The 13,556-nt window shown below is 69.3% G+C and carries 12 protein-coding genes and 2 pseudogenes; 7 read left to right on the forward strand and 7 right to left on the reverse strand.

The window, feature by feature from the left end; all coding sequences use genetic code 11:
• Positions 1-28: 28 nt before the first annotated feature.
• Positions 29-1,327, forward strand: a complete 1,299-nt coding sequence (locus tag CXP56_RS09870) for an alginate O-acetyltransferase AlgX-related protein (RefSeq protein ID WP_038045746.1) — start codon at positions 29-31, stop codon at positions 1,325-1,327.
• Here CXP56_RS09870 and CXP56_RS09875 read toward each other — a convergent pair.
• Genes CXP56_RS09875 through CXP56_RS09885 form a run of 3 tightly spaced genes read right to left on the reverse strand, consistent with a single transcriptional unit; the run spans position 1,281 to position 3,930 of the window.
• Positions 1,281-2,156: a metal ABC transporter permease gene (locus CXP56_RS09875; protein WP_028848586.1), complete on the reverse strand. Its 876-nt coding sequence runs from the start codon at positions 2,154-2,156 to the stop codon at positions 1,281-1,283. The two genes, CXP56_RS09870 and CXP56_RS09875, sit on opposite strands and share 47 nt — an antisense overlap.
• Positions 2,156-2,968: a metal ABC transporter ATP-binding protein gene (locus CXP56_RS09880; RefSeq protein WP_028848585.1), complete on the reverse strand. Its 813-nt coding sequence runs from the start codon at positions 2,966-2,968 to the stop codon at positions 2,156-2,158. The genes CXP56_RS09875 and CXP56_RS09880 overlap by 1 nt, the downstream gene beginning before the upstream one ends.
• Positions 2,965-3,930, reverse strand: coding sequence for a metal ABC transporter solute-binding protein, Zn/Mn family (locus tag CXP56_RS09885; protein WP_028848584.1), 966 nt, complete (start codon positions 3,928-3,930; stop codon positions 2,965-2,967). The genes CXP56_RS09880 and CXP56_RS09885 overlap by 4 nt, the downstream gene beginning before the upstream one ends.
• A 289-nt stretch (positions 3,931-4,219) precedes the next feature.
• Between CXP56_RS09885 and CXP56_RS09890 the strand changes: the two genes are divergently transcribed.
• From CXP56_RS09890 to CXP56_RS09910, 5 genes are all read left to right on the forward strand, one after another.
• Positions 4,220-5,335 (forward strand): LacI family DNA-binding transcriptional regulator, encoded by a 1,116-nt coding sequence (locus CXP56_RS09890; protein WP_028848583.1) that lies wholly within the window; start codon positions 4,220-4,222, stop codon positions 5,333-5,335.
• An 85-nt stretch (positions 5,336-5,420) separates the two neighbouring features.
• Entirely contained in the window at positions 5,421-5,915 is a 495-nt protein-coding gene (locus tag CXP56_RS09895) for a beta-class carbonic anhydrase (protein WP_028848582.1), read from the forward strand.
• 16 nt (positions 5,916-5,931) lie between these two features.
• Positions 5,932-6,831: an HhH-GPD family protein gene (locus CXP56_RS09900; RefSeq protein ID WP_028848581.1), complete on the forward strand. Its 900-nt coding sequence runs from the start codon at positions 5,932-5,934 to the stop codon at positions 6,829-6,831.
• Positions 6,832-6,961: 130 nt separating this feature from the next.
• Positions 6,962-7,945: a peptidoglycan recognition protein family protein gene (locus CXP56_RS09905; protein ID WP_286900879.1), complete on the forward strand. Its 984-nt coding sequence runs from the start codon at positions 6,962-6,964 to the stop codon at positions 7,943-7,945.
• A gap of 156 nt (positions 7,946-8,101) precedes the next feature.
• Positions 8,102-8,872 (forward strand): hypothetical protein, encoded by a 771-nt coding sequence (locus CXP56_RS09910; protein ID WP_051310372.1) that lies wholly within the window; start codon positions 8,102-8,104, stop codon positions 8,870-8,872.
• Between the two features lie 17 nt (positions 8,873-8,889).
• Here the strand turns inward: CXP56_RS09910 and CXP56_RS09915 are convergent, their stop codons facing one another.
• Together CXP56_RS09915 and CXP56_RS09920 are read right to left on the reverse strand one after the other, a co-directional pair.
• Positions 8,890-9,528, reverse strand: a complete 639-nt coding sequence (locus tag CXP56_RS09915; RefSeq protein ID WP_245566712.1) for a PaaI family thioesterase — start codon at positions 9,526-9,528, stop codon at positions 8,890-8,892.
• A 1-nt stretch (position 9,529) separates the two neighbouring features.
• Positions 9,530-10,694: pseudogene (locus tag CXP56_RS09920) on the reverse strand (thiolase family protein).
• Positions 10,695-10,797: 103 nt separating this feature from the next.
• Here CXP56_RS09920 and CXP56_RS09925 point away from each other — a divergent pair.
• Complete coding sequence (locus tag CXP56_RS09925; protein WP_038045482.1) at positions 10,798-11,337, forward strand: winged helix-turn-helix transcriptional regulator; 540 nt, start codon at positions 10,798-10,800, stop codon at positions 11,335-11,337.
• A 389-nt stretch (positions 11,338-11,726) separates the two neighbouring features.
• Here CXP56_RS09925 and CXP56_RS09930 read toward each other — a convergent pair.
• Positions 11,727-12,551, reverse strand: a pseudogene (locus CXP56_RS09930) (phosphoribosylaminoimidazolesuccinocarboxamide synthase); the annotation flags it as partial.
• On the reverse strand, positions 12,548-13,300 hold the full coding sequence (locus CXP56_RS09935; protein WP_286900881.1) for a GntR family transcriptional regulator: 753 nt from the start codon (positions 13,298-13,300) through the stop codon (positions 12,548-12,550). The gene CXP56_RS09935 and the pseudogene CXP56_RS09930, both read right to left, overlap by 4 nt.
• Between the last annotated feature and the right edge of the window lie 256 nt (positions 13,301-13,556).

Raw genomic sequence — 13,556 nt, forward strand, 5'->3', positions numbered from 1 at the left:
ACCCGGTGCGGCCTCGCCCGGTACGGTGATGGCCGTGGTGACGGACTCGTCTCGGCTCCCTCCGGTCCATGAGGCGTGGCTGCCACGAGAGCACGCGCTGCACCGCCCTCGGCACGGCGGCCGCCAGCTGGTCGCGCTGATATCCGCGGTGGTCTTCTTCCTCACCCCCACCGCGCTGTGGGTGTTCGGCATGCGGCCCGCCGAGATCGAGAACCGCAAGCTGACCGAGTTCCCCAGCATCAGCGACGGCTGGGGCATGTTCACCAAGCTGCCGCAGTGGGCGATCGACCAGCTCGTCTTCCGGGGCGCGGCGATCGACGCGGCGGACGGCATCAGCCGCGGCATCTTCGGCGAACCACCCCCGTTCGGCACCGAGCAACACCAGACCGGTCCGCTGCCCGGGACCACGCCGTCGGGGCCGCAGAACGACGAGTCCCCCGAGGTCGCGGCCGGCTTCCGCCGGGTGATCGAGGGCGACGACGGCTGGCTGTACCTGGGCGACGACGTGCGCGGCAAGTGCCATCCGCGCAAGCCGCTCGGCCGCACCATCGCGGCGCTGAACAAGCTGCGCAAGGCGGTGGAGGACTCCGGGCGGAGGTTCGTGCTGATCGTCGCGCCGGACAAGACGACGATGGTGCCCGAGCACCTGCCGGAGCGCTACGCGGGCAAGGAGTGCGCCGAGAGGTTCACCCGCACGCTGTGGCCCAAGCTGATCGACGAGGCCAAGGCCGTCGACATACGCCCGTTGCTGGAGAAAGCCGAGCAGAACGTCGGCCGTCCGGTCTACTACCCCAACGACACCCACTGGACCGACGAAGGCTCGGTGGCGATGACCATGACGCTGGTGGAGAACCTGCAGCCGGGCTTGACGCAGAACTGGCAGGTGGTGCCGGGTGGCATGTACTCGTCGTCGGCCGACCTGCCGAAGATGATCGGCCGGTCCGGGACGAAGACCTCCGTCCGCTACGCGGTGATGCCGGACGGGCAGACCAACCGCACCACCCTGCTCGCGCTGGACATCGACCGCCCGGTGCGCAGGCAGCTCCCGCCGGTGCCCGGGTCGATCTCCGAGCCGACGCTGGTGTTCGGCGACTCGTTCACCAAGGCGGCCTCCGGCTACCTCACCGCGGGTTTCTCCGACGTGACGATGCTCAGCTACTCGACGGCGAACGACGACCTGGACGCGACCATCGAGGCGTTCGTGCGGTCGGAGATCGTCGTGGTGGAGATCGTGGAGCGGGCGCTCGCGGCGGGAACCGCCGGGTTCCTCTACGACGGCTTCATCGACCGGCTGGCACCGAAACTGGCTGAGCAACCCGTCCGCTGACCCGGCCGCGGGCCGCCGCAATCGCCCGGCACACCAGGTAGATCACGAACGACAGGGTCGTGACGAACGCGCTGATCGGCGCCCCCGGCGCGAGCGACAGGACGATGCCGCCGAGCACGGCCACCTCGGCGAACACCACCGACAGCACGGTGGCCAGCAGCGGGCTCGACGTCACGCGACAGGCAGCGGCGGCAGGCGTCACCAGCAGCGCCAGCACCAGCAGCACCCCGACGGTCTGCACCCCCAGCGCCGTCGTGATACCGATCAGGACGGCGAACAGCGGCGTCAGCACGCGCACCGGAACTCCGCGCGCCGCCGCCACCACCGGGTCGACGGAAGCGAACAGCAACGGGCGGTAGATCACCGCAAGCACGCCGAGGACGAGCACCGCAGAGCAGGCATACACCGCCAGGTTGGTCGAATCCACCGTGATGACCTGGCCGAACAGCAAGCCGAGCTTGCTGGACGCCCGCCCCTCGTAGAACCACAGCAGCAGCACGCCCAGGCCGAGGCCGAACGACAGCACCACGCCGATGACCGAATCGCGCTCGTCGGCCTTGGTGCCCAGCAGGCCGAGCGCCAGCGCAGCGATCACGGCGCCGGCCACCGCGCCGTACTCGACGCCGACGCCGAGCAGCAGCGCCGCGGCCGCGCCGGTGAACCCCAGCTCGGCCGTACCGTGCACCGCGAACGCCATCTGGCGCCGCACGATCAGCGGGCCGATCACGCCCGCCACCACACCGAGAATCGCCGCCGCCAGCAGTGCCGACTGCACGAACGGCAGTGCAAGCAAGTCGAGGGTCAGCCCGACGTCACCGAACTTGTCCATCAGCCCGCCACCCGTTGCTGCACGTGATGCGGCTCGTCCTCGCACACCGCGCTGTGCGCGCCCGCCACATGAAGCTGGCCGTCCAGCTCGACCACCCGCACCGGCGCCCGGTACAGCTCCGACAGCACCGCCGAGGTCATCACCTCGCGCGGGGGACCGACCCGGAACCGCCCGTCCACCAGATAGAGCACCTTGTCCACGTACGACAGGATCGGGTTGATCTCGTGCGTGACGAACAGCACGGTGGTGCCGGCTTCCCGCCGCCTGCGGTCGATCAGCTCGCTGATCGCCTGCTGCTGGGCCACGTCCAGCGACAGCAGCGGCTCGTCACACAGCAGCACCGCGGGCTCCCCCACCAGCGCCTGCGCCACCCGCAGGCGCTGCTGCTCGCCCCCGGACAGCTGGTTGAACGGCTTGCCGGCGAACTGCTCCGCACCGACCGCCGCCACCGCCTCGGCCACCCGCTGCCGCCGTCGGCGCATGCCGCGCAGGCCGAGGCCCCAGCGCTGGCCGTCCAGCCCCAGGCCGACCAGGTCGACCCCGCGTATTCCGGTCGCCGCCCCGGTTTCCACCGCCCCCTGCTGGGGCACGTAGCCGACCGCATCCGGGCCACCGGCGACCTCGGCCGCGCCCGTGGACAGCCGCAGCCGCCCCAGCAGCACCTTGAGCAGGCTGGACTTGCCCGACCCGTTGGGCCCGAGCACCGCGACGAACTCCCCCGGCTGCACCGACATGGTCAGCCCGGACCACAGGGTGCGCCCGGGAAAACTCAGGCCCGCGTCCACGAGCCGTACCGCTGGTCGTGTCGTCATGGTCTGGCCACCGCCGTCTTGAGTTCCTCGATCTCCGCTGCCAGCCAGCGCAGGTAGTCGCTCTCTCCCTCCGGCAGCGTCTCACTGATCTCGACCACCGGCGTGCCCGACCGCTCGGCCGTCGCCACCAGCTGCTGGGTCACCTCGGTCTCGGTCTGCGGGTTGTGCACCACGGCGGTCACTTCGCCGCGCTCCACCAGGCGGGTCACTTCGGCCTGGGCCGCCACCGGCACGTCGGAATCGCCCTCGATCGCACTGCTGAACGCCTTCGGCGTGACGTCGTGCAGCCCGGCGGCGTCCAGCAGGTAGAACGCCACGGGCTCGGTTGCGATCACCCGCTGCCCCGCCGCGGCTTTGCGCAGCGCGGTCAGCTCCTGGCGCAGCTTGGCCAGGCCTTGCGCGAACTTCTTACCGTTGGCCTCGAACTCCGCCTTCCGCTCGGGCGCCAGCGCGCCGAGGTGTGCGACCACCTCGTCAGCGACCGCTTCGACCGTGTCCAGGTCGAACCAGACGTGCTCGTTCACCGCGCCGTGCTCGTGCGCGTGTCCGTCGTGGTCCTCGGCATGGTCGTCGCCGTGGTCGTGGTCGTGCTCCTCCTCGGAGCCGCGGCCGGACACGGCGAACGCGTCGATGACCGGGACATCGGGCGCCTGCTCGGCCAGCTTCTCGGCGAACGCGTCGTAACCGCCGCCGTTGATCACCACCAGGTCGGCCTTGGTGAACGTCAGGGCGTCCTCCGCGGTCGACTCGTAGGAGTGCGGATCGGCGACCGGGTCGTCGATCACTGCCGAGACAGTGACCGAATCACCGGCGACCGCACGCACGACGCCGGCCCATGCACTGGTGGAGGTGGCGACCGAGAGCTTGCCGTCGGCATCTCCGGCCGCGCTGCCTCCGCACCCCGCGGCGACCACGGCGACGGCGCTGGCCACGACGGTCGGCACAAGGCGGCGCAGGCTCATCCGGTTCTCCGTTCGTGATCACTAGTAGAAAATGGAATCCGTTATCAATAGCGTACCGCAAACGAGTGACACGGTCCGGCCGTAGACGGGTCTTCGGCCTGGCGCAACAGCGCCACTGGCGAGCGGAGTGTCGTGGCCGCACACGGACAGTGTGCGGACGGCGCGGGCGCGGCGAGCACGGCCCAGGTGGTGACGCACAGCCGTCGCCTCGGCCGGGCTGTGCGACGTTCCGTGATCATTTCCCGGCTCGGGTTCCCGCCGAGGCTACTGAACCGTTAACGTTCCGAACATGGGTCGTCCGATGCGCACCCGGCGGCAGGCCACACTGGCCTCGCTTGCCGCCGAACTCGGCGTGTCCAGGACAACGGTGTCCAACGCCTACAACCGCCCGGACCAGTTGTCCCCGGAGCTGCGGCGCCGCGTCCTGGAAACCGCACGGAAACTGGGCTACCCGGGGCCCGACCCGGTGGCCCGCTCGCTCCGCACGCGTAAGGCCGGGGCGGTCGGCCTGCTGCTCACCGAGGCGCTGTCGTACGCCTTCCGCGACCCGGCGGCGCTCGGGGTGCTGGAAGGGCTCGCGCTGGCGTGCGAGGACGCCGGGGTCGGCGTGCAGCTGGTGCCCGCCAGCCCCGGAAAGGACAACATCGACGCGGTGCACCGGGCGGGGGTGGACGGTTTCGTCGTCTACTCGGTGCCGGACGACGATCCGCACTTGGAAGCGGTGCTGCAACGCCCCGTCCCGACGGTGATCATCGACCAGCCGGTGGTGGCGGACGTGGACCGGGTGGGTCCGGACGACAAGGCGGCGATGGCCTCGCTGGCCGACCACCTCATCGAACTCGGCCACCGGGACATCGGCGTGCTGTGCATGCGGCTGTCCCGGGAGCGCCGCAACGGCTTCGTGTCCCGGGAACGGCAGGAGAAGGCGAGCTACCACGTGCAGCGCGCCCGGCTGGCCGCGCTCGCCGAGGCGTTCGAGGCGGTCGGTGTGGACTGGTCCACGGTGCCGGTCGTGGAGCGCTTCGAGCACACCATCGAAGACGGCGCTTCGGCCGCCCGCCAGCTGCTCGACGCGCACCCGCACGTCACCGCGCTGGTGTGCACGTCGGACATCCTGGCGCTGGGCGCGTTGAAGGAGGCACAGCGACGCCGGTTGCAGGTGCCCGCGGACCTGACCATCACCGGTTTCGACGGGGTGCCGGAGGGCGAGCGGGCGGATCTGACCACGGTGCGCCAGCCGGTACGGGAGAAGGGCCGGTGTGCGGGCAAGCTGCTGCTGGACCCCAACCGGCGGGTGGGCTCGGCCGCGGTCACCCCCGAGGTGATCACGCTGGAGACCGAGTTGCGCATCGGCCGGACGTCCGCTCCCCCACGCACGGCGGAGCAGCGCTGGTTCGGTCCATGATCGTCTGAGTGATGTTTCTCCCGCCCGCTTGTCGCGGGCACGCCGGGCACGCTCCAATGACCGAAACCGTTGTCGGAGGTGCGCGGTGAGCAACATCGATCTCCTGCTGAAGCGCCATGTGGACGGTGTCGACCACGGCGCACCCACCATCCGGACGCCGGTGCCCAGCCTCGGCATCGCCGTGCTGACCTGCATGGACGCCCGGATCAAGGTCTTCGACGTGTTCGGCCTGCGGCACGGCGAGGCGCACATCCTGCGCAACGCGGGCGGCGTGGCCACCGACGACGCCATCCGGTCGCTGACGATCAGCCAGCGCAAGCTGCAGACCCGGGAGATCATCGTGATGCAGCACACCCAGTGCGGCCTGTCGATGATCACCGAGGACTCGTTCAAGGACGAGGTGGAACAGGCCACCGGGATCCGGCCGCCGTGGGCGATCGAGTCGTTCCGGGACGTCACCGAGAGCGTCCGACAGACCCTTCGGCGCATCCGGCAGAGCCCGTTCATCCCCTACACCGACAACGTCCGCGGCTTCGTCTACGACGTGAACACCGCCGCCATCACCGAGGTGGAAGCCTGAGCGCTACCGTCTCAGCGTGGACCCCGAGCTGCTGCTGGACTGGTTCGACGCGAACGCCCGCGAGCTGCCCTGGCGCGAGCGGGAGCCGGTGGCGAACCGTGGCTGGCGGGTGCTGGTCAGCGAGATCATGCTGCAGCAGACGCCGGTCAACCGGGTGCTGCCGGTGTACGAGGAGTGGATCCGCCGGTGGCCGAAGCCGTCGGCTCTGGCCGGCGCCAGTCAGGGCGAGGTACTGCGAGCCTGGGGCAAGCTCGGGTACCCGCGGCGCGCGTTGCGACTGCATCAGACGGCGACGGTGATCGCCACCGAGCACGGCGACGTCGTCCCCGCGGATGTCGAGACGCTGCTGCGCCTGCCGGGCATCGGCGATTACACGGCTCGCGCGGTCGCAGCCTTCGCCTACGACAAGCGGGCTCCCGTGGTCGACACCAACGTGCGCAGGGTCGTGGCTCGGGCAGTGCACGGCGCCGGGGATGCCGGACCGGCCTCGATGACCCGTGACATGGCCGACGTGGAGCAGCTGCTGCCGGACGACGAAGCGCGCGCAGCGCGGCTGTCGGCGGCGTTGATGGAGCTGGGCGCGCTGGTGTGCGTCGCGCGCACTCCGCGGTGCTCCCGCTGTCCGCTGGTGCAGACCTGCGCCTGGCAGCGCGCCGGATGTCCCGCCTACACCGGTCAGCCTGCCCGGCCGGTCCAACGCTATGCCGGGACCGACCGCCACGTGCGCGGGCTGCTGCTGGACGTGCTGCGGGGATCGCCGGAGCCGGTGGACAAGACACAGCTCGATGCGGCATGGCCGATCGACGGGCAGCGCGACCGGTGTCTGCACTCGCTGCTGGAGGACGGCCTGGTGGAGCAGATCGCCGACGGGCGCTTCGCGCTTCCCGGCGAGCACTCAACTGTGAACGGTAACTAGTTCGCAAGATGCGCATACCGTTCGTCAATGATTGTCGGCGTCCCTGGCGCGGAGTTACCTTCGGTGCACTTCCGCTCACCGACCGATGACATCCTGGTGAGCCGCCCTGCGCGCGAGAGGGGAACCACCGATGGCCGATGTCGAATTCCACCGAAGGACGCTGCTGAAAGGTGGACTGGCGGCCACCGTGATCGGCGGCATCACGGCTCCGGGGGCACTGGCGGGCACCGCCGGAAGTCCGGGCAGCCGCGGCCGCACGGTCGAGGCCCCGGAGATCTTCGGCACGGCCGACTGGGGAGCACGACCGCCGAACGGCCAGATCGTCGTGCTGGACCACGCACCCACCTACATCGTCGTCCACCACACCGTCGAACCGGGCAACAGCGACGATTTCAGCAAGGAGCGCGCGTTCGCCATTTCCCGCGCGATCCAGAACCACCACATGGACAACAACGGCTGGATCGACTCCGGCCAGCAGTTCACCAACTCCCGCGGCGGTTACATCACCGAGGGACGGCATCGCAGCCTGGAGGTGCTGCGCGGCGGCACCCAGCACGTCCAAGGCGCGAACGTGGCCAACCACAACAGCGAGGTCATCGGCATCGAGAACGAAGGCAACTACGTCTCCGCCGACGTGCCGCAGGCACTGTGGGACTCGCTGGTGCAGCTGGTCGCCTACATCGCCTCCCAGTACGGCATTCCGGTGGAGCACATCATGGGCCACCGGGACTTCAACTCCACCCAATGTCCCGGCGACGTGCTGTACGCCCGGATCCCCGAGCTGCGCGAGGCGGTCGCCGAGGTCCTCGGCGCCCCGGCACCCACCCACCGGCCGCAGTGGCCGCTGCTTCGGGTCGGCGACCGGGGCGAGGCCGTGCGGACCGCTCAGCGACTGTTGCGCAGGCAAGGGGTGCAGGTCCCGGTCGACGGCTACTACGGGCCGCGCACCGCGGAGGCGGTGGCCGCGTTCGCCGCCGAGCGCGGGGTGCCGCAGCACACGTGCATCGCGGCGGCACGGGCCGGCGAACACGGGCTGCTGGGTGCCGACATTTGGCCGCTGCTGATCACCGGCGAGTACTCGACCGCCGAGTGGAAGGCCATGCTGCAGGGGTGATCGCAGTCGTTCGGGCCATACCGGCACGGTGATGCGGGCAAAAATCCGGGCCATGCCAGCACGGTGACGCGGGCAAGAATCCATGCCATGCCAGCACGGTGACGCGGCAAGATGGAAGACGTTCACCGTGATCACCGTGCAGCACCTGGCGAGCAGATGACTGACCTCACCCCAGCAGTCGGCACCGACGGCATGGTCGACTGGATCCAGCAGGCGCTGGTCGAGAAATACGACGTCAGGTCGTTGGTTCCTGAGGTCTTCGAAGACTATGCGCGCCTCTTCCATCCGGCGATGGACATCGAGGGACGGCCCGTCTCGTGGTCAGCGGTCGCACAGTGGAGCGGCCGGGTCATGCACGCGCGCGCCCAGTGGGCCGCCATCGCCAACCCGGTCGATCCGGAGCTTCCGCCGCCGTTCACCGAAGAACCGGAAACCGGATCGATCACCCGGCCGATGGCGAGCAGGCTGGCGAAGCTCCTGAAGCCGTTCACCACGAACCCCGGCCGGTGCTGGTTCGCGGTGTGGGACGGGGGCGACTTCCGCCCCGAGTGGTCTCGCGGAGCACGGTTCACGCTACCTCTGGACCGTGAACTGATCCTGCTCACTGGGAGCCTGGACGCTGTCACGACGTCCATGCGGGACGACACGCACGACGGTCACTATCAGTCACCGTACGCGTGGTGGCCCGATTGCCGCTCGTGGTGTGTCGCCACCGACATCGACCTGGCGGTGACGCACGTCGGCGGCAGCCGCGCATGCATCGACGCGATCCTGGCGGACTCGGAGCTGGAAGCCTTTCGTGTCCCGAGCACATCGCCGGTCACCTACGACTCGGACGACAAGAACCCGCTGCCGTCGGGTGACGACGCGGTCGTCTCGGCAGGCTCGAGCTGGAAGGACCGGTGGCGGAAGCTTCGAGGCCGCTGACCGCGCCGTGACCGTGGTCAGAGCGGGAAGAGCAGGCAGGTGGCGATCGCGTGCGCGACCACCTTGCCGCGGCCGTCCACGATCCGGGCTTCGGCTGTCGCGGTGCGGCGGCCCATGGTCACCACCTCGCCACGGCACCGCAGAACTCCACTGTCGAGGTTCGCAGGCCGGGTGAACTTGATGGTCAGGTCCAGCGACGTGTAGCCGGTCCCGGCGGGCAGTTTGCTGTGCACCGCGCAGCCGAGGGCCGAATCGGCGAGGCCGGCGAGCATGCCACCGTGCACCGAGCCGATCGGGTTGTAGTGCCATTCGGCCGGCTGCATCCGGAACTCGGCCCAGCCGTCGCCGACCGCCACCGGAAGAATCTCCGTGGTGACGCCTGCCGGGACCATGGGCAGCTCACCGCTGCCGATCTGGTTGAGGAATTCCAGGCCGCTGAGTTGACGAGCCGGGTCGGCGAAGACCTTCGGATCCTCCCAGCTGTAGGTGCGCGTCCGGTTCATCGATGCCTCCTCGGTTGCCGGTGAGCGGGCGTCCACGCCGCCGGCGCGCACGGGGGCGTCGGCGGCCGTGGCAGCGCCGTAGTGCCGCTCCAGGTGGGCGATGTGCTTTTCCAGGCCGTTCCGAAGCAGGTCGGCCCAGGAGAAGCCGGCCATGTCAGATCCGCTCGATGATCGTGGCGTTGGCCATCCCGCCGCCTTCGCACATGACCTGCAGCCCGTAGCGGCCGCCGGTGTGCTCCAGGGCGTTGACCAGCGTCGTCATCAGTCGGGCGCCGGATGCACCGAGCGGATGACCGATCGCGATGGCACCGCCGTCGACGTTGACCTTGGCCAGGTCGGCACCGGTCTCCCGCTGCCAAGCGAGCACGACCGAGGCGAAGGCCTCATTGACCTCGAACACGTCGATGTCGTCGAGCCGCAGGCCGGCCTTGGCCAGCACCTTGTGCGTGGCCGGGATGATCCCGGTCAGCATGAACACGGGATCGTCGCCGGTGACCGCGAACGCGTGCACCCGCGCGCGGGGTTTCAGGCCGAACCGCCGTACCGCGTCCTCACTGGCCACCAGCACCGCAGCGGAACCATCATTGACCGGCGAGCTGTTGCCCGCGGTGACCCGCCACTCGAGATCGGGATACCGCTCGACCCAGTGATCCGCCTTGAACGACGGCTTGAGCCCGGCCAGCACGTCCACGGAGGTGTCGGGCCGGATGCTCTCGTCGATCACCAGGTCGGTGATCCGCACGACCTGGCTGTCGAAGAGCCCGTCTTTCCACGCCTTCGCCGCGCGCTGGTGCGACTCGGCGGCGAACTCGTCGTTCGGTGCGCGACAGGTTCCAGCGCTGGGCTATCAGCTCGGCGCTGACGCCCTGCGGGACGAGGCCGTCCGGGTAGCGGTCGCCGACGCGGCTGCCGACGAAATTCTTGCCTTGGGACTGCGAGCCGATCGGGATGCGGCTCATCGACTCGACCCCGGAAGCGATGACCACGTCGTACGCCCCGGCGAGCACTCCCTGCGCGGCGAAGTGCAGTGCCTGCTGGGACGAGCCGCACTGACGGTCCACGGTCACCCCGGGGACGGATTCGGGGAACCCCGCGCCGAGCAGCGCCCAGCGCGCGGTGTTGCCGGACTGCTCGCCGATCTGGCCGACCGCACCACTGATGACGTCGTCGACGTGGGCCGGGTCGATACCGACGCGCTCGACGAGCGCGGCCAGCGTGCGAGCGTGCAGGTCGACCGGGTGGATGCCGGTGTACGCGCCGCCCGGCTTGCCCTTGGCAATCGGAGTGCGGACGGCGTCGATCAGGTAAGCGGTGCTCATGGGCGGGTCCTTTCGCAGCGGGAAGCCTTCTGGCTATGGAAAACCATAGTTAGAAGCTACACCTCTGACTTTGGAAAAGTAAAGCTAGAGGTAGGATGAGGACATGAGCGAGGACAGTGCGCAGGCTCCGTCGGAAGGTGTTCTGCAGCGGCTGGGCGAGTTCGCGGCGCGGGACAGGTGGCCGGCCAAGGGGTGGTGCCGCATCGAGCGAGCGCTGGAGGTGATCGGCACCCGGTCGGCGATGCTGGTGCTGCGCGAGCTGTTCTACGGCGGTACGCGCTTCGACGAGTTCACGCGGCGCACCGGCCTGAGCGAAGCCGTGGTCGCGGGGCGGCTCAAACAGCTCCACGCCGACGGCATCGTCGAGCGCCGCCCGTATCGGGAAGCAGGCAAACGTACTCGCGACGAGTACGTCCTGACCGAGCGCGGCCGTCAGCTGTTCCCGATCCTCGTCGCACTGATGCAGTGGGGCGAGACGCTACGCGACGACCACCGCACCGGAGTGGAATTGATCCACCGCGACTGCGAAGCGCCGCTCACCGTCCAGGTGCGGTGCACGGACGGCCACCGGGTGCCGCTCGAGCAAGGAGCGGTCCGGATCAAGGACGAGGACTACGTCAAATCGGCACTGGGCCGGAAGTAGGCGGAGCGGCGACCTCAGCCCCGAGACGGCGATCAGATCTGGTCGCCGATGCCCGGCGCCCATCGGCTGTCAAGCCCGCTCAAGCACCCCATCAGCTGTCAGGCCTCATCACTCGCACCCGGCGCCTCATCGGCCGTTCAAGCCTGGCCACCCGCACCCGGCGCCCCATCGGCGCCGCCGTCCTCCGGCGGGTTGCCCGGAGTCACACTCAACCCGCGCAGCAACAGGCTCGCACCCCTGTCCCGGAGATCCGCATGATCAGGGTGGCTGACCGGGTTCAACCCGTGTTCGCGCAGGACGCGGCGAACGTCGTCGATCAGCCGCTGCGGGTCGTAGTACTGGCCGTTGGGATCCCAGTGCACGGTGGCGGGCTCACCGTCCTTCGGCCGCCAGCGAAGGCCGGTGATGCGCTCGTACGCCTCGATGTAGCGATCCCGGGTGGCCTTGACGATCTCGTCGGGAATCTCCGGCCCAGGTGGCGTCTTGTCCCACCCGGTGGACAGCGACCAGTCCCGCACGAACTGCTTGTCGAACGCCTTTTGCGGACGGCCAGGTTCCCACTCCGTGACGCGCCAGAACCGCGACGAGTCGGAGGTCAGCACCTCGTCCCCGAGCGTCAGAACGTCACCGTCCCACCCGAACTCCAGCTTGGTGTCCGCGATGATGATCCCCCGCTCCAGCGCCTTCTCGGCCCCTGCGGTGTAGATCTGCAACGTCAGGTCGCGCAGCCGCTCGGCGACCTCCCGGCCTTCCTGGGCCACCACGTCGTCGAACGTGATGAACTCGTCGTGGCCGGTGTCGGATTCCTTGGTGGTCGGCGTGAAGATGGGCTCGGGAAGCTTGTCCCCCTCCCGCAACCCCGGCGGCAGCGGAACGCCCGAAATCGAGCCGTGCTGCTGGTACTCCCGCCATCCGAGCCCGGCCAGATATCCGCGGGCGATGCACTCCACCTTGATCATGCGCAGCGGCTTGCAGCGGATCGCGCGCCCGGCGAATTCCTCCGGCACGTCGGTGGTCGAGATGACGTGGTTCGGCACGATGTCGGCCAGCTGCTCGAACCACCACGCCGACAGCTGGGTCAGCAGCGCACCCTTGTCCGGGATCAGCGTGGGCAGGGACACGTCGTAGACGGACACCCGGTCCGAAGCGACGATCAGCAGATCGTCGCCGTCCTGGTAGATGTCCCGCACCTTGCCGGCGTGGATGTGCTTCATTGACCGTCCTTTGCTGCGCTCGACTCGACGAAGACCCACTGGTCCGCGAGTGCGGTCGACTCGCCGTATTCGATCACTCCGCCGAGGGCGTCGACGAACCGATCCCGGCTGACGAGCACCGGCGAGCCCGGCGCGACACCCAGCTGTTCCGCCGCCGCACTGTCTGCCGAACTGGCCGCCAGCTGCGTGTACACCTTCGCGAGTTCGCGTCCCGTCTGCTGAGCAACGTAGGCGAACGTGCCCTGAGGGATGCGTTCGGCCTCGAGCAGTCGTGGCGCATGTGGGGCCAGCGCGCCGTCGAACCACGACACCGACGTGGCCACCGGCACGTCGCCGGGGCGGTAGGTGGTTCTGGCCCGGCGGATCACGATGGCGCCTTCCGCTGTCCCGAGCGCATCGGCCACCCGCTCCGGCGCGGGAACCAGCTCGACGCTCCGGATACGGGCGTAGTGGCCGTCCGGGTAGATCTTGCCGGTGCGCACGACGGTCAGGCTCCGGTCAGCCGCATGCGGGTGCATGCCCTTGGTGTCCACGACCGTGCCGACCCCAGGCACGGCCCGAACCAGACCGTCCGCCCGCAGCGCGGAGTGCACCTTGTTGGCCGTGGCGAGCGCGACACCCCATTCGCGCATGATCTGCCGAGCGGACGGCACGCGGTCCCCGTCCTTCAGTTCACCGGAGACGATCTTCTCCCGGATCGCCCCGGCGATCTGCAGGTACGGCGGCGCTGCGCGCTCGTCGTTCGTCATCATGTACTCCTCGTCAGCCGCATGCGTTCTAGCACACCGGCTGACTTGCAGGCAATTCTCACCGCTTGCAGGCATACGTGTACTAGGTCACACCGTGCTATCGTTCTAGAACGGTAACCGTCGGCGACCTGTGCGGCTCAGGCATCGTTCGCGCCAACCGCCCCGTTCGCCGGCGAGAGGGGGAGGCAGATGAATGCGGTGTGGGTGACGGCCACCCATGGCGGGGTCGATCACGCCGTTTCGACAGTCGAACTTG

Origin of the sequence: Thermocrispum sp., assembly GCF_002919275.1 — a bacterium.
GTDB lineage: Bacteria > Actinomycetota > Actinomycetes > Mycobacteriales > Pseudonocardiaceae > Thermocrispum > Thermocrispum agreste.

Coding starts and splice junctions, on each gene's coding strand:
- CXP56_RS09935 (WP_286900881.1), bottom strand. CDS start 13,300: ATGACGAACGACGAGCGCGCAGCGCCGCCGTACCTGCAGATCGCCGGG.
- CXP56_RS09905 (WP_286900879.1), top strand. CDS start 6,962: ATGGCCGATGTCGAATTCCACCGAAGGACGCTGCTGAAAGGTGGACTG.
- CXP56_RS09910 (WP_051310372.1), top strand. CDS start 8,102: ATGACTGACCTCACCCCAGCAGTCGGCACCGACGGCATGGTCGACTGG.
- CXP56_RS09870 (WP_038045746.1), top strand. CDS start 29: ATGGCCGTGGTGACGGACTCGTCTCGGCTCCCTCCGGTCCATGAGGCG.
- CXP56_RS09925 (WP_038045482.1), top strand. CDS start 10,798: ATGAGCGAGGACAGTGCGCAGGCTCCGTCGGAAGGTGTTCTGCAGCGG.
- CXP56_RS09915 (WP_245566712.1), bottom strand. CDS start 9,528: ATGGCCGGCTTCTCCTGGGCCGACCTGCTTCGGAACGGCCTGGAAAAG.
- CXP56_RS09885 (WP_028848584.1), bottom strand. CDS start 3,930: ATGAGCCTGCGCCGCCTTGTGCCGACCGTCGTGGCCAGCGCCGTCGCC.
- CXP56_RS09890 (WP_028848583.1), top strand. CDS start 4,220: ATGGGTCGTCCGATGCGCACCCGGCGGCAGGCCACACTGGCCTCGCTT.
- CXP56_RS09880 (WP_028848585.1), bottom strand. CDS start 2,968: ATGACGACACGACCAGCGGTACGGCTCGTGGACGCGGGCCTGAGTTTT.
- CXP56_RS09875 (WP_028848586.1), bottom strand. CDS start 2,156: ATGGACAAGTTCGGTGACGTCGGGCTGACCCTCGACTTGCTTGCACTG.